This window comes from Streptomyces violaceusniger Tu 4113, from assembly GCF_000147815.2.
Classification (GTDB): domain Bacteria; phylum Actinomycetota; class Actinomycetes; order Streptomycetales; family Streptomycetaceae; genus Streptomyces; species Streptomyces violaceusniger_A.
The window spans coordinates 10,103,920-10,121,901 of record NC_015957.1 but is presented as its reverse complement, the minus strand read 5'-3'; the positions used below and the strand labels follow the sequence as shown (position 1 = coordinate 10,121,901).

The 17,982-nt window shown below is 71.1% G+C and carries 15 protein-coding genes and 1 riboswitch; of the genes, 9 read left to right on the top strand and 6 right to left on the bottom strand.

Annotated elements, in window-relative coordinates; translation table 11 throughout:
• Positions 1 to 193 precede the first annotated feature (193 nt).
• Both cdgB and STRVI_RS41360 read left to right on the top strand, forming a co-directional pair.
• The gene (gene cdgB, locus STRVI_RS41365) at positions 194 to 1,882 is read left to right on the top strand and encodes a diguanylate cyclase CdgB (RefSeq protein ID WP_014061526.1); all 1,689 of its coding nucleotides are present in this window, start codon (positions 194 to 196) and stop codon (positions 1,880 to 1,882) included.
• A 251-nt stretch (positions 1,883 to 2,133) separates the two neighbouring features.
• Positions 2,134 to 3,108 carry a hypothetical protein gene (locus tag STRVI_RS41360; protein WP_014061525.1) on the top strand — a complete coding sequence of 325 codons (975 nt, stop codon included), beginning with the start codon at positions 2,134 to 2,136 and terminating at the stop codon, positions 3,106 to 3,108.
• A gap of 154 nt (positions 3,109 to 3,262) precedes the next feature.
• Here STRVI_RS41360 and STRVI_RS41355 read toward each other — a convergent pair whose 3' ends face one another.
• The 3 genes from STRVI_RS41355 to STRVI_RS41345 all read right to left on the bottom strand — a co-directional run bounded on the left by STRVI_RS41355 (position 3,263) and on the right by STRVI_RS41345 (position 6,572).
• Positions 3,263 to 4,225 carry a 1-phosphofructokinase family hexose kinase gene (locus tag STRVI_RS41355; protein ID WP_014061524.1) on the bottom strand — a complete coding sequence of 321 codons (963 nt, stop codon included), beginning with the start codon at positions 4,223 to 4,225 and terminating at the stop codon, positions 3,263 to 3,265.
• Positions 4,226 to 4,455: 230 nt separating this feature from the next.
• On the bottom strand, positions 4,456 to 5,640 hold the full coding sequence (nagA, locus tag STRVI_RS41350) for an N-acetylglucosamine-6-phosphate deacetylase (RefSeq protein ID WP_014061523.1): 1,185 nt from the start codon (positions 5,638 to 5,640) through the stop codon (positions 4,456 to 4,458).
• Complete coding sequence (locus STRVI_RS41345) at positions 5,640 to 6,572, bottom strand: ROK family protein (RefSeq protein WP_043241504.1); 933 nt, start codon at positions 6,570 to 6,572, stop codon at positions 5,640 to 5,642. The genes nagA and STRVI_RS41345 overlap by 1 nt, the downstream gene beginning before the upstream one ends.
• A gap of 292 nt (positions 6,573 to 6,864) precedes the next feature.
• Here STRVI_RS41345 and STRVI_RS41340 point away from each other — a divergent pair, with 292 nt between their 5' ends.
• The 3 genes from STRVI_RS41340 (at position 6,865) to otsB (ending at position 9,534) form a co-directional block, all read left to right on the top strand.
• The gene (locus STRVI_RS41340) at positions 6,865 to 8,148 is read left to right on the top strand and encodes an extracellular solute-binding protein (RefSeq protein ID WP_014061521.1); all 1,284 of its coding nucleotides are present in this window, start codon (positions 6,865 to 6,867) and stop codon (positions 8,146 to 8,148) included.
• Positions 8,149 to 8,282: 134 nt separating this feature from the next.
• Entirely contained in the window at positions 8,283 to 8,525 is a 243-nt protein-coding gene (locus STRVI_RS41335; protein WP_043241501.1) for a DUF3263 domain-containing protein, read from the top strand.
• A 154-nt stretch (positions 8,526 to 8,679) separates the two neighbouring features.
• Positions 8,680 to 9,534 (top strand): trehalose-phosphatase, encoded by an 855-nt coding sequence (gene otsB, locus STRVI_RS41330; protein ID WP_208949305.1) that lies wholly within the window; start codon positions 8,680 to 8,682, stop codon positions 9,532 to 9,534.
• Positions 9,535 to 9,759: 225 nt separating this feature from the next.
• Here the strand turns inward: otsB and STRVI_RS41325 are convergent, their stop codons facing one another.
• Both STRVI_RS41325 and STRVI_RS41320 read right to left on the bottom strand, forming a co-directional pair.
• On the bottom strand, positions 9,760 to 11,214 hold the full coding sequence (locus tag STRVI_RS41325; RefSeq protein ID WP_014061518.1) for an alpha,alpha-trehalose-phosphate synthase (UDP-forming): 1,455 nt from the start codon (positions 11,212 to 11,214) through the stop codon (positions 9,760 to 9,762).
• 148 nt (positions 11,215 to 11,362) lie between these two features.
• Positions 11,363 to 12,310: a glucosyl-3-phosphoglycerate synthase gene (locus STRVI_RS41320; protein ID WP_043241498.1), complete on the bottom strand. Its 948-nt coding sequence runs from the start codon at positions 12,308 to 12,310 to the stop codon at positions 11,363 to 11,365.
• Between the two features lie 193 nt (positions 12,311 to 12,503).
• A riboswitch (SAM riboswitch) is annotated at positions 12,504 to 12,645 on the top strand.
• An 18-nt stretch (positions 12,646 to 12,663) separates the two neighbouring features.
• Between STRVI_RS41320 and thrC the strand changes: the two genes are divergently transcribed.
• The 4 genes from thrC to groL all read left to right on the top strand — a co-directional run bounded on the left by thrC (position 12,664) and on the right by groL (position 16,850).
• The gene (gene thrC, locus STRVI_RS41315) at positions 12,664 to 13,965 is read left to right on the top strand and encodes a threonine synthase (protein ID WP_014061516.1); all 1,302 of its coding nucleotides are present in this window, start codon (positions 12,664 to 12,666) and stop codon (positions 13,963 to 13,965) included.
• A complete protein-coding gene (locus tag STRVI_RS41310; RefSeq protein ID WP_014061515.1) occupies positions 13,962 to 14,240 on the top strand; it encodes a MoaD/ThiS family protein in 279 nt (92 codons plus the stop codon). Before thrC ends, STRVI_RS41310 begins: the two co-directional genes overlap by 4 nt.
• A 409-nt stretch (positions 14,241 to 14,649) precedes the next feature.
• A complete protein-coding gene (locus tag STRVI_RS41305; RefSeq protein ID WP_009716982.1) occupies positions 14,650 to 14,856 on the top strand; it encodes a cold-shock protein in 207 nt (68 codons plus the stop codon).
• 368 nt (positions 14,857 to 15,224) lie between these two features.
• Entirely contained in the window at positions 15,225 to 16,850 is a 1,626-nt protein-coding gene (gene groL, locus STRVI_RS41300; RefSeq protein ID WP_014061514.1) for a chaperonin GroEL, read from the top strand.
• Positions 16,851 to 17,007: 157 nt separating this feature from the next.
• Here the strand turns inward: groL and murQ are convergent, their stop codons facing one another.
• Positions 17,008 to 17,979 (bottom strand): N-acetylmuramic acid 6-phosphate etherase, encoded by a 972-nt coding sequence (gene murQ, locus STRVI_RS41295; RefSeq protein WP_014061513.1) that lies wholly within the window; start codon positions 17,977 to 17,979, stop codon positions 17,008 to 17,010.
• Positions 17,980 to 17,982 lie beyond the last annotated feature (3 nt).

Below are 17,982 nucleotides of genomic sequence, written 5' to 3'. Positions count from 1 at the left end.
GCGTTCACAAAAAATTGGAGCGCTCCCACCTCCTCTGTTAAAGAAGTGAACACGCTCTGTGACATGAGTCACAGCAGGCAGTAATTGTTGACCCTGTGTACCGAGTGAACAGCTCGCTGTGATTCAGTGGCCGTGGCAATCGGACGACAAGACGCCAGGAGTTTGCTGTCGAGGTCTCGGGGGAGTGCGATCGATGGAGACCGAGTCGGAGCCGTATATCCGCCTTGCGACACTGCGGCAGCTACACCAGGTAGTCGCCGATCTGAACACCGCCCGCAACCTCGCCGACACGCTTCAGGCCGTCGCCGACGGCGTCATCGCCGGACTCGGGTTCGAGCTGTCGGCCGTCAACCTCGTCCGCCCCGACGGAGACCTCGTCGTCGCCGCCGTCGGCGGCAGCGCCGGGGCCGAGGCGCTGATGGCCGGGCGGGTCGGCTCCCGCTGCTCCTGGGAGCGTCGGCTGTCCATGGGCGACCGCTGGGGCGATCTGCGCTTCATCCCGTACAGCGAGGGCTGGGTCCTCGACGACGACGACGTCCCGCAGTGGCACACCCCCGGCCCCGCGCCCCGCTTTCCCGACGAATGGCACCCCATGGACCGCCTGTTCGCCCCGCTCTTCGCGGCGGGCGGCTCCGGCGGCGAGCTCATCGGCGTCATCTCCGTCGACAAACCGCGCAACGGCCGCCGCCCCGGCGCCTGGGGCCGCGAGGCCCTCCAGATGTACGCCTTCCACGCCGCCGTCGCGATCGGCAACGCCCGGCTGCGCGGCAATATGCAGCGCGCCCTGCTGCGCCTGGAGCGCGAGCAGCAGGCGCTGCGCGCCAGCGAGGAGTCCTTCCGGCAGGCGTTCGAGTACGCGCCCAGCGGTATGGCCATCGCCGAGATGGGCGGCGATCAGCACGGCCGGCTGCTGCGCACCAACGACGCCCTGTGCCGGCTGCTGGGCCGTCCCGCCTCCGCGATGCGCCGCTTCTCCTTCTCCGACCTCGTCCACCCCGAGGACATCGGCACCCTGCTGCGCACCTCCGCCGAGGGCGGCCGCGCCGAGCTGCGCCTGGCCCGCCGCGACGGTTCGTACGTCTGGGTCTCGCTGCGCAACTCGGTGGTGGCCGACGCCGCCGACGGCCCGCGCTTCCTGCTCACCCATGTCGAGGACATCGAGGAGCGCAAGCGCCATGAGCTGCAGCTCGCCCACCGCGCCAGCCATGACTCGCTGACCGGCCTGCCCAACAGCGCCGAGCTGCGTGCCCGGCTCGCCGCCCGGCTGTGCGCCACCCCGCCCCGGCCGGGCGGGGGCTACGACGACGAGGCCGTCTCGCCCGACGGCGCGGGCGCCGGCGGGGTCTATGTCGACGCGGCGGGACATCTGCACGGCTTCGACGACTTCGAGTGCTTCGGCACCCCGCCCCCCGCCGAGAGCGTCCCGTTCGACGGCCATGTGCACACCATCCCGCCCAACGAGGACTCCAACGCCGATGACGGCCATAAGGGGCTCGCGGTGCTCTTCTGCGACCTCGACGGCTTCAAGTCCATCAACGACCGCTTCGGGCACCACGCGGGCGACGCCGTGCTGATCGAGGTCGCCCGTCGGCTGACCAATGGCGTGCGCGAAGGGGACACGGTCGCCCGCCTCGGCGGCGACGAGTTCGTCGTCCTCGCCGACGGCCTCGGCCGGGCCGACGCCCAGGACCTGGCGGTGCGGCTGCGCAACGCGATCACCCCGCCCATCCGGGTCGACGGCCGGGCCGTCCGGGTGGGTGCCAGCTTCGGCATCGGCTGGGCGGGCTGCGGAATGTCGGCCGAAGAGGTGCTGCACTCCGCTGACCAGCGGATGTATATCGAGAAGCGGTCCCGCTCCAAGGAGCGCCGCCGGGCCGGGTAGATGTGCCGGTGGGCGGTTGTGAGATATGTCGGAGGGTAGGAGGGGTGCACCGACCGGCCGAATGAGGTGTGGGAGCGGTCGGTCGCGGTAGGCTGCGCCGATGCGGCCCTGCCGCCGACAGTGAACCGATCGTGAATATTGGCCATCCGGACAGCACACGCCCTGTTGAGGCCCTCTCGACCCTGATATGAGCTGTCGTGGCGCGTTCTGATCCTGCGCCGATGGCCATATGCATAGGGGAGTGACGAGGGATGACGGCCGGCAACAACGGCTCGGGCACACCGGAGAACGACGACCCGTTCGCCTACCTGTACCGCTCGGAAGGCGACCAGGGGGACCAGGGCGGTCAGTCGGGCCAGCCGGGTGCCGCCCCCCGCACCGGTGGCTACGGCTACCCAGGTCCGGCTCAGCCAGGGGTTCCCCGCACCTCCTACAACCAGGTCCGTGCGGTGGGCGAGCGCAACTACGGCCAGCAGATCCCGAACCAGCCGCCGCAGGGATACGGCCAGCAGCAGGGCGGCTACGGTCGGCAGAACGCCCACTACGCCGCCCCCGAGACGCTGCCCGGCGGGGCATCCGGCCAGCCCGGTGGCGGCCATGGGGGAGGCGGCCGGGGCCCCAACAACAGGGGGCTGCTGATCGGCGCGATCGCCGTGGTCGCGGTGGTCATCGTGGGCATCGGCGTCGCCATGATCACCAACGGTGACGACAAGAAGGACGGCCAGGCCGATCCGACGAACCAGCCCACGGCGGGCTCCAGCGTCGGGCCCGGCGAGTCCTCCGGGCCCTCCAATGCCCCGGACGCGAATCTGCCCACCGAGGACGCCGCCAAGATGCGGCTGACCGGCGGCGCGGCCCCCGCGAGCGCCATCCAGGGCGCCAAGGCCGACGGCGGCTCCTACGTCGGCGTCAATGCCCCGGGGGCGTCCGCGACCTGGAGCCTGGACGTGGACAAGGCGAAGTCGTACCGGCTGTACGTCACGTACGGCGTGCCCGGCGAGGACCAGAGCATGTCGCTGACGATCAACGGCAAGAAGGAGGCGCGGCCGCTCAACATGAAGAACTTCGCGGGCGCGCCGAAGGGTGACTTCGAGAAGGGCTGGACGGAGACCTGGTCGATCGTCCAGCTCAGCAAGGGCACCAACACGATCACCGTGTCGTGTGAGAACGGCGACAAGTGCAACGCCAACATCGACCAGATGCGGCTGGCCAAGGCGAAGGGCTAGGCCGAGGCGACAGCCAAGGGTCGGGGTCCCGGAGAGACCGCCGGGGCCCCGGAGAGACCGCCGGGGTCCCGGAGAGACCGCCGGGGCCCCAAGAGGGTGCGGGGCTTCTGAACGTGCGGGCGGTGCTCGTGGCGGCCTCGCCCCGCCATCGGCCTTACGCCGCCGCCGGGTGCTCCGTCACCTCGACGCCCGCCAGCACCTCGTCGTAGACCGCCCGGTCGAACTCGCCCGCCACCGGGGCCCGTACGGCCGCCGCCGACAGGGCCACCGCGCGGGCGAGCCGGTCCGGCCACGGTGCCTCCTCGACCAGCCCGGACAGCAGCCCCGCGACCGCCGCGTCCCCGGCCCCGGTCGGATTGCCCGCCAGTCGGCGCGGCGGGGCGGCGCGCCAGGCGCCATGGGCGGTGACCGCGAGCATGCCGTGGGGGCCGAGCGAGGCGGCCACCGCGCGCGCCCCGCGCCGCCGGGCGTCGCGCGCGGCGCGCAGCGGGTCGGTGGATCCGGTGAGCCCGGCGAGCTCGTCGATGTTGGGCTTGACGAGATGGGGGCGGGCGGCGATGCCCCGGCGCAGCGGTTCGCCGCTGGTGTCCAGCAAGGTGGGCACGCCCGCCGCATGCGCCTCCCGGATGAGCTGGGCGTACGTCCCGACGGGGACCCCGGGTGGCAGGCTGCCGCACAGCGCGACCGCCGACGCCTCGCGCAGCAGCCGGCCGTAGGCGTCCATGAAGGTGGACCACTCGGGGGTGGTGACGATCGGGCCGGGCTCGTTGAGCTGGGTGGTGTCGCCCGTGGTGGCGTCCACGACGCCGATGGTGCGCCGGGTGGTCCCGGCGATCGGGACCAGTGCGTCGGTGATCGTTCCGTGCGGTGCCTTGGGGCCGGTGCGGGGCACGGCGATTCCACCGAGCAGTTGCCGCAGCACCGTGCCGGTGACCCCGCCGACGAAGCCGGTGACGACGGTGTCGTGGCCCAGCGCGGCCAGTACCCGGGCCACGTTGAGACCCTTGCCGCCGGGCCGTTCGGTGACCTCGGTGACGCGGTGGGTGGTGTGCGGGCGCAGTTCCGGCACCCGGTAGGTGATGTCGAGGGCGGCGTTGAGCGTGACCGTGAGGATCACCCTGGCATCCCCTCTCCCGTCCCCCCGCCGGACGGAGATTCCTGTGCTGAACGCGGCTGTGTGCCGAGCCGTGCGTGGCTGGGCCCGAGTCCGTACCAATGCCCGGCCCGTACCAATGCCCGTGCCCGTACCTGAGCCCGTGCCCGAGCGATCATGTCAAAACGAGTGGCTTCGGCACAGACCTCCGTGTCGTTCAGGACACCGTCATCGCCGCCTGAAATCAGGGCACTTCAGCTCATTTCGGGGTGGACCACCCAACTGCCCCGGCGCATCACGCCCCGCAGCCGGAAGTCGTCGTCGAGCACGACGAGATCCGCGTCCTTGCCCACCTCGAGCGAGCCCACCCGGTCGGCGATGCCCAGCAACCGGGCTGGGGTCGCGGACAGCGCCCTTACGGTCTGCTCGACGCTGAGCCCGTCGATGGTGACGGCCCGCTGGAAGGCCCGGTCCAAGGTGAGGGTGGAGCCCGCGATGGAGCCTGCCGTCGGCCCGTCGCTGATCCGCGCGACGCCGTCCTTGACCTCGACCTCCATGGGGCCGAGCGGATAGCGCCCGTCGTTCATGCCCGCCGCGCCCATCGCGTCGGTGATGAAGGCGACCCGGTCCGCGCCCGCCCGGTGGAACGCCAGCTCCAGCATGGCGGGGTGCAGATGGGTGCCGTCGTTGATCAGCTCGATGGTGACCCGCTCGTCCTCCAGCAGCGCGGCGATCGGGCCGGGGGCGCGGTGCAGCAGCGAGGGCATCGCGTTGAACAGGTGGGTCGCCACGGTCGCGCCCGCCTCGACGGCCTCCCGTGTCGCCTCGTACGTCGAGTCGGTGTGGCCGACGGCCGCGAGCACTCCGCTGTCGGCCAGCAGCCGTACGGACTCCAGCCCGCCCGGCAGTTCGGGGGCCAGGGTCATCATCCGCGCGGTGCCGCGCGCCGCGTCCACCAGCTTGCGCACATCCGCCGGATCGGGCGCGCGCAGCAGCGATGGCTGGTGGGCGCCGCAGCGGTGGGGGGAGATGAACGGCCCTTCGAAGTGGATGCCCGCCAACTCGCCCTGCTCCACCAGCTCCGAGAGGACGGCGGCCTGCCGGGCGAGGTCGTCCAGATCGCCGGTGACGGTGGAGGCGAGCATCGTGGTGGTGCCGTGCAGCCGGTGCGTACGGATGGCGGTCAGCGACTCCTCGGGGGTGCCCGCCGAGAACGAGGCACCGCCGCCGCCGTGCACATGCAGGTCCACGAAGCCGGGGACGATCCAGCGGCCCGGCAGGTCGAGCGCCTCCACTGCCTCCTCGCTGTGGCCGGACGCGGTATCCGCCGCCGGCCCGGTCGTGGTGATGCGCGTGCCCTCGACCGTCACCCGCCCGTTGTCGACCACGCCTCCCGGCAGGACCACCCGGGCGCCTGTGAGAACCGTTCGCTGGACCATCAGGCGGTTACCTCCGTGGAGAGTCGATCCCAGGCGAGCAGACCCGCGCCCAGGCAGCCGGCGGTGTCCCCGAGGGCCGCCGGGACGATACGGGGAAGCTGCTGGAAGGTGAGCCGCTCCTCGATCGCGGTGCGCAGCGGCGCGAACAGGGTCTCCCCGGCCTCGGCCAGCCCACCGCCGACGATCAGCACGCCGGGGTCCAGCAGGGTGAGGCCGGTCACCAGACCGTCGGCGAGCGCGCCCACCATCTCCCCCCATACGGCCACGGCCCTCGGATCGCCGGACCGGACGGCCTTGGCGCAGTCGGCGGCGTCGGCCGTCGGATCGCCGCTCGCACCGGCCCAGGCGCGGCCCACCGCCGCCGCCGAGGCGAGCGTCTCCAGGCAGCCGGACTGACCGCAGCCGCAGGCGGGGCCGCCCGGCCGGACGACGATATGGCCGATCTCGCCGGAGGAACCGTGCGCTCCGGGGTCGATCCGCCCGTCGATGCCGATGGCGCCCGCGATCCCGGTGCCCACGGAGACGAACAGGAAGCGCCGCGCGCCCTCGCCCGCTCCTATCCGCCCCTCGGCCAGCCCGCCCATCCGGACGTCGTGCCCGAGCGCGACCGGGATCCCGCCCAGCCGCTCGGTGAGCAGCGCGCGCAGCGGGACGTCGCTCCAGCCGAGGTTGGCGGCGAAGACGGCCACCCCGCGGTCCTCGTCCAGAACCCCGGGCACGCCGACCCCCGCGGCCACCGGGGGTCCGCCGAACCGCCGCTCGCCGATCTCGCGCAGCTCGGCGGCGAAGTCGAGGATCGCGGCGACGACCGCCTCGGGTCCGCGCTCCCGCTCGGTGGGCCTCCTGGCCTCATGGAGGAGTGTGGTGTCCGCCCCGATCAGGGCGGCCTTCATACCGGTGCCGCCCACATCCAGGGCGATGACGTGTTTCACATGGAACAGTCTCGCGCGATCCACCATAAGAGGTCTAGTCCACTCGCCGCTTCTCGTCAGGAGATCACGCCGTTGCCGGTAAGGGAGTTGGTATGAACCTGACCTTCCGTTTGTGAGTGGGTGACACATCGCACTTTGGCGTGTAACAGCCTGCTCACCTGGGCAAGGGAGCTTCCGATATCGAAGCGATATGCCCATGGTGTAGACCTTGTGGAGGTTTGCAAGGCAGACTCGCTCGACCTCGGGGGAGGACCCTGGAGGATGAAACAAGCCATAGGGTGGGAAAACAGCGGTGCAGCGGCGACGGTTCTTGGGTTTGACGACGGCGGGTGTCGCGGCGGTGACGACGACACCCGGGCTCACGGCCTGTGGCAGCGACAGCTCCGGCTCGGACGGTGACGCCACGCTGAAGGTGGTCGCGGCCGACTACGGCGACAGCACCGCCAACGGCTCCCAGAAGTACTGGAACAAGCTGGCCCGGGCCTTCGAGGCCAAGAACAGCGGCATCAAGGTCGAGGTCAAGGTCTATAGCTGGACCGAAGTGGACCGGCGCGTTGCCGAGATGGTCAAGAACGGTCAGGCCCCGGATATCGCGCAGATCGGCGCGTACGCCGACTACGCCGCGCAGGGCAAGCTCTACCGCGCCGACGAGATGCTCGCCATCCCCACCCAGGCCGGTTTCATCACCTCGATCGCCCATGCGGGCGAGGTGCGGCGGGTGCAGTACGGGGTGCCGTTCGTGGCCAGCGCCCGGCTGCTCTTCTACAACAAGAAGCTCTTCGACCAGGCCGGTATATCCTCCGCCCCCACGAGCTGGGACGAGCTCAAGGAGGCGGCCGTCCGGCTCAAGGCCGACGGGGTGAAGATCCCCTACGCGCTGCCGCTCGGCCCCGAGGAGTGCCAGGCCGAGACCATGATGTGGATGCTCAGCGGCGGTGGCGGCTACACCGACACCAACGGCAGCTACACCATCGACTCCTCCGCGAACATCGAGACCTTCGAATGGCTGCGGGACGAACTGGTCGGCGCGGACCTCACCGGCCCCGGCTCCCCGGCCCGCACCAACCGGCAGGACGCCTTCGACGCCTTCACCCGCGGCGAGGTCGGCATGCTCAACGGCCACCCGACCCTGATGCAGCAGGCGTCCGGCCACGGCATCAGCTACGGCACCGCGCCCCTGCCCGGCCGCAGGGGCAAGTCCCCGTCGACGATGGGCGTCGCCGACTGGCTGATGGCCTTCAAGCAGAACGGCCACCGCACGCAGATCGGGAAGTTCCTCGACTTCGTCTACACCGAGAAGAACGTGCTGGACTTCGTCACCGAGTACGACCTGCTGCCGGTGACCACCGCCGTCGAGCAGACGATGCTCGGCGACCGTGAGTACAAGCGGCTGTGGCGATTCCTCGACGAGCTGGAGAGCGCCGAGTTCTACCCGGCCGACAAGACCTCCTGGGCGGAGGTCAGCAAGCTGTTCAAGCAGAAGATCGGCTCGACCGTGGCCAAGGGCGGCGACCCGACGAGCGTGCTGGGCCAGATCCAGCGCGAGGCCGACGCCATGGAGAATGCGGGGGCATGACAGTGGACACGCCCGGCCCCGGCCCCTCCGACGACCCTGCCGACGAAGGCGAAGGCGAAGGCGAAGGCGAAGGCGGGGGCGGGGAGCAGGACGGGGGCCGGGAGCAGGTCGACAGCCCGGCCGAGGGGCAGCACCTGGAGCCGGGCCCGGGCGCCGGGCTGTCCGACCGCGACGTGGCCGTGCTCGCCGTGGAGCGACGCGGCTGGCCGGGCCCCGGCGCCAAGGAGCGTGCGATACGGGAGCGGCTGGGCATCTCCCCCACCCGCTACTACCAGTTGCTGAACGCGCTGTTGGACGACCCCAGGGCCCTGGAGCACGACCCGGTGACCGTCAACCGGCTGCGGCGGGTCAGGGACGAGCGCCGCGAACGGCGCTGACGTCCATCGGGGGAGGGGGGCCGGGGCGGTGCACCGGCGGGGCGGCTGGGGGCCGTTCACCGGCGGGACCTCCCTGGGCCGTTCACCGGTGGGACGCCCGGGGGAAGCCCGTGATGCCGCCGGGCCCGGTAGGGTCACCGCCATGGGCAGCGCTATGGGCAGTCACCCCCTCCCCGTACCTACCACCGCCGCCGGCCGCGAGGGCCTCGCAGCCCTCCTCGAACGGCCCGGCCGCGCCGTCGTCGGACTCGACTTCGACGGCACCCTCGCCGAGATCGTCCCCGACCCCGACCAGGCCCGCGCCCATCCCGGCGCCGTCCCCGCGCTCTCCCGGCTGGCCCCGCGGCTGCGCTCCGTCGCGGTGATCACCGGCCGTCCGGCCGAGGTCGCCGTCCGGTACGGCGGCTTCGCCGGGGCCGAGGGGCTGAACGGGCTCGTCGTCCTCGGCCTCTACGGCGCCGAGCGCTGGGACGCGGCGAGCGGCGCCGTGCAGGCACCCGAACCGCACCCCGGCGTCGCCGCCGTCCAGGCCGAACTCCCCGCCGTCCTCGAGGAGTACGGCGCCGCGCAGGGCACCTGGATCGAGGACAAGGGCCGCGCCGTCGCCGTCCACACCCGCCGTGCCGAGGACCCGCAGGCCACGTTCGAGCTGCTGCGCGCGCCGCTTCACGCCCTGGCCGAGCGCCATGGGCTGATCGTCGAGCCGGGCCGGCTGGTGCTGGAGCTACGGCCGCCGGGCATGGACAAGGGCGTCGCGCTCACGGAGTACGTACGGCGGACGGACGCGGAAGCCGTGCTCTACGCGGGCGACGACCTGGGCGACCTGGCCGCCTTCGCGGCGGTGGAGCGGCTGCGTGAGGAGGGTGTGCCGGGGGTGCTGGTGTGCAGCGGCAGCTCGGAGGTGACCGAACTCGCCGAGCGGGCCGACCTGGTGGTCGACGGCCCGGCGGGCGTGGTGGAGCTGCTGTCGTCCCTGGCCGACGCGGTCAGCGGCGCCAACGCCTCGTAGCGCCCGCCCGGACCGCGCCGGTCACCCGGGCGGCGTCCGTTGCCCGGACCGCGCCGGTCACCCGGGCGGCGTCCGTTGCCCGGACCGCGCCCGTCACGTCGGAGGTCCGTGGTTCAGGAACCCGCCACCACGTAGAGCTCGCCGAACCCGCGCCCGTCACCTCGTAAGTCTGTGGCTCAGAAGTCCGTGGCTCAGAAGCCCCGCCGCCACCGCGAAACCCTCGCCCTACAGCGCCCGCAACTGCGCCAGGAACCATGCCTGGGGCGGCAGCGCGGTCGCGGCGGCGGCGAGTCGCTTCGTACGGTCCGCGCGCTCGCCGTCGCTCATGCGCAGCGCCTCGTCCAGGGCCCGGGCCGTGGCCTCCACGTCGTACGGGTTCACCACCAGCGCGTCGTCGCCCAGCTCGGCGTACGCCCCCGCCTCCCGCGACAGCACCAGCGCACATCCCCGCTCGGAGACCACCGGGACCTCCTTGGCCACCAGGTTCATCCCGTCCCGGATGGGGTTGACCAGCGCCACGTCCGCCAGTCGGTAGGCCGCGAGCGACCGTGCGAAGTCGTCCTTCACATGCAGGGCGACCGGGGTCCAGCCCGCCGTGCCGTACTCGGCGTTGATCTCGTCCGCGAGCCGCCGCACCCGCTCGGTGTAGTCGCGGTAGACCGCGAGGTCCTGGCGGGAGGGGTAGGCGAAGGCCACATGCACCACGCGCTCGCGCCACTCGGGGTGGGTCTCCAGCAGCCGCCGGTAGGCCAGCAGCCCGCGCACGATGTTCTTGGACAGCTCGGTGCGGTCCACCCGGACGATCGACTTCCGGTCCGGCCCGATCTGCGCCCGCAGACTGGTCAGCCGTTCGTCCACATCGGCCTGCCGCGACCGCTGCCGCAGGAAGTCCGCGTCCGCGCCCAGGCCGTGGACGCCCAGCCGGGTCTCCCGCCCCTCGAAGCGCACGGCCGTCGCCGCGCCGTCGCCGTCCCGGACGATCTCCGCGCCCAGCACGGCCGTGCAGCAGTCGGCGAAGGCCCCGGCCCAGCGCTCGGTGAGGAACGCGGCGCGGTCGCCGCCGAGGATGCCGCGCAGCACACCCGCCGCGACATCGTCCGGCAGCAGCCGGTAGTAGTCCGGCGGGGCCCAGGGGGTGTGCGAGAAATGACCGATCCGCAGGTCGGGGCGCCGCTCGCGGAGCATCGCGGGCACCAGCGCCAGGTGGTAGTCCTGCACCAGGACGACGGCCTCGTCCACCGCCTCCTCGGCGAGCGCGTCCGCGAAGGCCGCGTTATAGGTCTCGTAGGCCGCCCACTGGTCGGCGAACTCCGCGTCGAAGACCGGCTCGACCGGGGTCTGGTAGAGCAGATGGTGGACGAACCACAGCACCGAATTGGCGATGCCGTTGTACGCGGCGGCGAAGACATCCGGCGCGATATCGAGCATCCGCACCTGCTGGCCGCCGGTGTCACCGGGGTTCAGATGGTTGTCCCCGGCGCGCCGGGCCGCCTCGCGGTCACCCTCCCCGAGCGCTGCGCACGCCCACACCGCGTTCGCGTCCGGGCCGATGGCGCTGAGGCCGGAGACCAGCCCGCCACCGCCGCGCCGGGCGGTGAGCGAGCCGTCCTCGTCCAGGGTGTACGAGACCGGACCGCGATTGGACGCGACCAGGATCGGGGCGGTGCGCGGAACTGCCATGTCGCGAGCCTAGCCAGCCGCGACCCCGCGCAAACGTACGTACGGTTTCTTGCCCCGTAGGCGGTATGGGGCGGCGTGTTTCCGACCCGTAGGAGCCATCGCCTGATGCCGGGGTCCCGGGGTCATCACGCCGCGCCGCCCGGGGTCATCACGCCGCGCGCCGCTCCGCGTACTCCGGTATCTCGATCATCGGCGGCCGCTCCTCGGTGTCCACGGCCGTGGTGCGCGGCTCGAAGCCGGTCTCGCCCCGGTCGAACTGGGTCAGCCGCGGCCGCACCAAATGGCCCCGGGCCAGCCGCAACTGCGCGGTGCGGTAGATCGCGGCCGCCATCCGGCCGAGCGCCAGCCCGTCCTGGTGGCGGTGTTTGCGCACCCCGATGTCCACCTGGCCGAGCGCGTCGAGACCCACCGTGTGCAGCGCGTCGACCAGCAGGCCCAGCTCGACCCCGTAGCCGACCGGGAAGGGCAGCCGCTCCAGCAGCGTGCGGCGCGCCGCGTACTCACCGCCCAGCGGCTGGACGAATCCGGCGAGCTGGGGCCAGTGCAGATTCAGCAGCGGGCGGGCGACCAGCTCGGTGACCCGGCCGCCCTGGCCCGCCACGTCGCCGAGCGGGCGGTCGTACATGCCCTTCACGAGCTGCAGCGTGGGGTCGGTCAGCAGCGGACCGACGATCCCCGAGACGAAGCGCGGATCGAATTCCCGCAGGTCGGCGTCGATGAAGCAGATGATGTCGCCGCTCGTGGCCAGCAGGGACCGCCACAGCACCTCGCCCTTGCCGGGCAGCGCGGGCAGCCCGGGCAGCAGCGAGTCGCGGTGGACGACGGTCGCGCCCGCCGCCGCGGCGACCTCGGCGGTGCGGTCCGTCGAGCCGGAGTCCAGCACCACCAGCTCGTCCACCAGCGGCGCCGCCTCGCCCATCAGCTCGCGGCGGATCGTCGCGGCGATCTCGCCGACCGTGGCCTCCTCGTTCAGGGCGGGCAGAACCACGCTCAGGGTCGTCGCCGAGCCCCGCTTCGCGTCCAGCAGGCGGTTCAGCGGCCGGTCGTCGGCCGACCAGGAGCGGTGCTTCAGCCAGCGCTCCACCTCATCCAGCACCTGTGTCTCTCCCCTGCCGTGGTCGCTGTGATCCATCTCGCGCATCGGACGGCTAGCTCAACCATCCGGGCCGTCGGTTACAGTCTTGAACAACGCACATGGCCGTCGTATGTCGGGGTCGACCTCGGTGTTTACCGAGGAAGTCCGTGATGATGCCGTGCTGACAAACGCCCGGGTCCGCCCGGCGCCATACCGCTCATCCAGAGGGGCAGAGGGAACGGCCCGTTGAAGCCCCGGCAACCCTCCAGCTGATCTCGCATTCCGCAGCGAGGCTCCCAGCTCGGGAAGGTGCCAATTCCGTCTCGTGGCGAAATGCGTCGCGAGGAAGATGAGGAGAAAGGGCCTCGCCATCCATGGCTGTGCAGTCAGTAGAAAGCTCAACCACTTCCTCCACCTCCGACGCCTCCGGTGCCTTCGGTCCCGCCATCGCATTGTCCTGCCGGGAGTGCGGTGAGCGGTTCGATCTGGGCCCGATCTTCGCGTGTGAGGTGTGTTTCGGGCCGCTCGAGGTCGCGTACGAGCTGCCGGCCGGCGACCCGGAGGAGCTGCGGCGGCGCATCGAGGCCGGTCCGAACAGCATCTGGCGCTATGCCCCGCTGCTGCCCGTCCCCGCGGACGTGGCGGACCAGCCCAGCCTGCACCCCGGTTTCACCCAGTTGGTCAAGGCCGACAACCTCGCCCGTGAGCTCGGCGTCACCGGTGAGCTGCACATCAAGGACGACTCCGGGAACCCCACCCACTCCTTCAAGGACCGGGTCGTCGCCATCGCGGTCCAGGCCGCCCGCACCTTCGGCTTCACCACCCTCTCCTGCTCCTCCACCGGCAACCTCGCCGGCGCGGTCGGCGCCGCGGCCGCCCGCGCGGGCTTCCGCTCCTGCGTCTTCATCCCGCACGACCTGGAGGCGGGCAAGGTCGTCATGGCCGCGGTCTACGGCGGTGAGCTGGTCGGCATCGAGGGCACCTACGACGACGTCAACCGCTTCTGCAGCGAGCTGATCGGCGACCCGGCGGGCGAGGGCTGGGGCTTCGTCAACGTCAATCTGCGGCCGTACTACGGCGAGGGCTCCAAGACCCTGGCCTACGAGATCTGCGAGCAGCTCGGCTGGCGGCTGCCGGACCAGATCGTCATCCCGATCGCCTCCGGCTCCCAGCTCACCAAGATCGACAAGGGGCTGAAGGAGCTGATCTCGATCGGTCTGGTCGAGGACAAGCCCTACAAGATCTTCGGCGCCCAGGCCGAGGGGTGCTCCCCGGTCTCCGCCGCGTTCAAGGCCGGCCATGACGTCGTCCGGCCGCAGAAGCCGCAGACCATCGCCAAGTCGCTGGCCATCGGCAACCCCGCGGACGGCCCGTACGTCCTGGACATCACCCGCCGTACGGGCGGCGCGGTGGAGGACGTGAACGACGAGCAGATCGTCGACGCGATCAAGCTGCTCGCCCGCACCGAGGGGATCTTCGCGGAGACCGCGGGCGGGGTCACCGTCGGCGTGACCAAGAAGCTGATCGAGGACGGTCTGCTCGACCCGTCCCTGACGACCGTCGTGCTCAACACCGGCGACGGCCTCAAGACCCTCGACGCGGTGGCCCCCACCACGGGCCCCTCCGCCATCATCCGCCCCACCCTTGACTCGTTCCGAGAGGCTGGTCTCGCATGAGCGTCAACGTCCGAATCCCGACCATCCTGCGCACCTACACCGCCGGTCAGGCCGAGGTCCCCGCCGAGGGCGCGACCCTCGCCGAGGTCCTGGCGGACCTGGAGAAGAACCACCAGGGCATCGCCGCCCGCGTGCTGGACGACACCGGCAAGCTCCGCCGCTTCGTCAACGTCTACGTCAACGACGACGACGTCCGCTTCGCCGACGGCCTGGCCACGGCGATCCCGGACGGTGCCGGGATCTCGATCATCCCGGCGGTCGCGGGCGGCTGCTGACCCCGCGTCCACCCTTCTCACCTTTGGAATCGCCCCGTCCGGGGACAACCGGACGGGGCGATTCCGTGTGTGGAATCGCGATACAGTTGCCCGGATTCCCCGATGGCCCCCGGGCCGGAACCACATATGAGAACTCGTCAAGTTGTGCGTAAAGTGTGAGCGCGAATTGTCGGGTTGGTTCCCTATGTCCCGCCCGGCTTGCCCGAACTTCACATAAATTCTCTCTTTTAACCGTTCGGCCGTGCCCAGAATTCTCGTCCGATTGACCTGTTGCAGAGGGCGTTGGGACGGATACATTCAGCGGCGGTCGACGCGTTCCGGCGCACACCCCCCACATCCGGGGGGTGAGGTCTGACCCGGGTCCGCGGAGTGCGGTCCTGCGCAAGGGCCAGCAATAGGGGAGTTAGGAATGGCTCAGGGCACCGTCAAGTGGTTCAACGCGGAGAAGGGGTACGGCTTCATCGCGGTCGACGGTGGTGCGGATGTGTTCGTCCACTACAGCGCGATCCAGATGGACGGGTACCGCACCCTCGAGGAAGGCCAGCGGGTCGAGTTCGAGATCTCGCAGGGTCAGAAGGGCCCGCAGGCCGACATGGTCCGCGTGGCCGTAGGCTGACGCGCCGACGCGACGCAGCTGAACAGTACAGTCCGAAGGGTCCGTGTCCCGGCCAGGGTACGGACCCTTCGGCGTGTCCGCGCTGATCATTACGGGGCTGGGTACGGCAGGGGATGGCCTCCGGCCGCTTGCGCCCGCCCGTCGCCCGGCCGCCACCCCCCCAAGGATGGCCTCCGGCCGCTTGCACTCTATAGGTCCGAGTGCTAATCATTGGCGTTAGCACTCTGACGTTGAGAGTGACAGAAGGACCGGGTCGGTGAGGCCCGCCAGGCCATGCGGGGCAAGGAACCGCACGGCAGGCAGGCCGTCCGTCGCGGGCGCCAGCGCGGTCCGGAGCAATCCACCCCGTCTTGGGAGGACCACTTCACATGGCCAAGATCATCGCGTTCGACGAGGAGGCGCGGCGCGGCCTCGAGCGCGGGATGAACCAGCTCGCCGACGCCGTCAAGGTCACCCTCGGCCCCAAGGGCCGCAACGTCGTCCTCGAGAAGAAGTGGGGCGCCCCCACGATCACCAACGATGGTGTTTCCATCGCCAAGGAGATCGAGCTCGAGGACCCGTACGAGAAGATCGGCGCCGAGCTGGTCAAGGAGGTCGCGAAGAAGACGGACGACGTCGCCGGTGACGGCACGACGACCGCGACCGTCCTCGCCCAGGCGCTGGTCAAGGAGGGCCTCCGCAACGTCGCCGCGGGTGCCAACCCGATGGCGCTCAAGCGGGGTATCGAGAAGGCCGTCGAGGCCGTCTCCGCCCAGCTTCTCGAGCAGGCCAAGGACGTGGAGACCAAGGAGCAGATCGCCTCCACCGCCTCCATCTCCGCCGCCGACACCCAGATCGGCGAACTCATCGCCGAGGCGATGGACAAGGTCGGCAAGGAAGGTGTCATCACCGTCGAGGAGTCGCAGACCTTCGGGCTCGAGCTCGAGCTCACCGAGGGCATGCGCTTCGACAAGGGCTACATCTCCCCGTACTTCGCGACGGACATGGAGCGTATGGAGGCGTCGCTCGACGACCCGTACATCCTGATCGTCAACTCGAAGATCAGTAGCGTGAAGGACCTCCTTCCGCTGCTCGAGAAGGTCATGCAGTCGGGCAAGCCGCTGCTGATCATCGCCGAGGACGTCGAGGGCGAGGCCCTGGCGACCCTGGTCGTCAACAAGATCCGTGGCACCTTCAAGTCCGTCGCCGTCAAGGCCCCGGGCTTCGGTGACCGCCGTAAGGCCATGCTCGGTGACATCGCCATCCTTACCGGTGGCACCGTCATCTCCGAGGAGGTCGGCCTCAAGCTGGAGAACGCCGGGGTGGACCTGCTCGGCCGCGCCCGTAAGGTCACCGTCACCAAGGACGAGACCACCATCGTGGACGGCGCCGGCGACACCGACCAGGTGCAGGGCCGCGTCAACCAGATCCGCGCCGAGATCGAGTCCTCGGACTCGGACTACGACCGCGAGAAGCTGCAGGAGCGCCTGGCGAAGCTGGCCGGCGGCGTGGCCGTCATCAAGGCCGGTGCCGCCACCGAGGTCGAGCTCAAGGAGCGCAAGCACCGCATCGAGGACGCGGTGCGCAACGCCAAGGCGGCCGTCGAGGAGGGCATCGTCGCCGGTGGTGGCGTGGCCCTGCTGCAGACCGTCTCGATCTTCGAGAAGCTGGAGCTCGAGGGCGACGAGGCCACCGGTGCCCAGGCCGTGCGCCTGGCCCTGGAGGCCCCGCTGAAGCAGATCGCGGTCAACGCCGGTCTCGAGGGCGGCGTCGTGGTCGAGAAGGTGCGCAACCTGACCCCGGGCCACGGCCTCAACGCCGCGACCGGTGAGTACGTCGACCTGATCGCCGAGGGCATCATCGACCCGGCCAAGGTCACGCGCTCCGCGCTGCAGAACGCCGCGTCGATCGCCGCGCTGTTCCTCACCACCGAGGCCGTCATCGCCGACAAGCCGGAGAAGGCCGCCCCGGCGGGCGCTCCGGGCGGCATGCCGGGCGGTGACATGGACTTCTGATCGATTCGGCGCGTTCGTTCGCCGGTCGGTCGTACCGTCCAGGACGTCGGGGCGGCACCCTCTCCCAGGGGTGCCGCCCCGACGGCGTTTTTTTGGGGGCGGGCGGATCCGGGGTCCCGCGTATACCGGCGTATCTGCAGCCCGGCGTATCCGGGGCCTACTCCTTGGCCGCATCGAGGGCGGCGCGCAGATGGCCGTGCGCCTCGGCGAGCAGCTTCTCGGCGGTCGGGGCGTCCACCTCGCCCAGGATGGTGAGGATCGCGTTCTTCACCTCGCCGTCCGTGGCCGCCAGCGCGCTCTCGATCCGCTGGTCGGAGGCGCCGGTCGCCAGGAAGACGATCCTCCGGGAGCGGGCGCGCAGCTTGTCGTTGGAGGCGCGCACATCGACCATCAGATTTCCGAAGGTCTTGCCCAACCGGATCATGGTGATGGTCGAGATCATGTTGAGCACCAGCTTCTGGGCCGTGCCCGCCTTCAGCCGCGTCGAGCCGGTGAGCAGCTCCGGCCCCACGACGATCTCGATGCCGTGGTCGGCCGCGGCGGCGAGCGCCGAGTCGGCGTTGCAGGACAGCCCGACGGTGAGCGCGCCGATCCGGCGGCCGTGTTCGACCGCGCCCACGGCGTACGGGGTGCGGCCGGAGGCCGAGACGCCGACCACCGTGTCGTCGGGGCCGATCCCGAGCAGGTCGAGGTCCCGGGCGGCCAGCTCCGCGCTGTCCTCCGCGCCCTCGACCGAGGTCACCACGGCGTCCGGGCCGCCCGCGATCACCCCGACGACCCGCTCGGGCCGGGTATTGAAGGTGGGCGGGCACTCGCTCGCGTCGAGCACCCCGAGCCGTCCGGCGGTGCCCGCGCCCGTATAGAGGAGACGGCCGCCACGGGACATCCGCGCGGCGATGGCGTCGATGGCGGCGGCGATGCGGGGGAGCTGGAGGGCGACGGCGGCGGGGACGCCGGCGTCCTCCGCGTTCATGATCCGGGCGATCTCGAGGGTTTCGAGCCGGTCGATCTCGGCGAGTTCGGGGCGGAACGCCTCGGTGGTCAGGGTGTCGAGCTGGGCGCGGAGCCGGGTGGAGTCCTGGTCGGCTGCGGAGTCGGTGGGGTCGGCTGCGAAGTCGGCGGAAGTCATGGT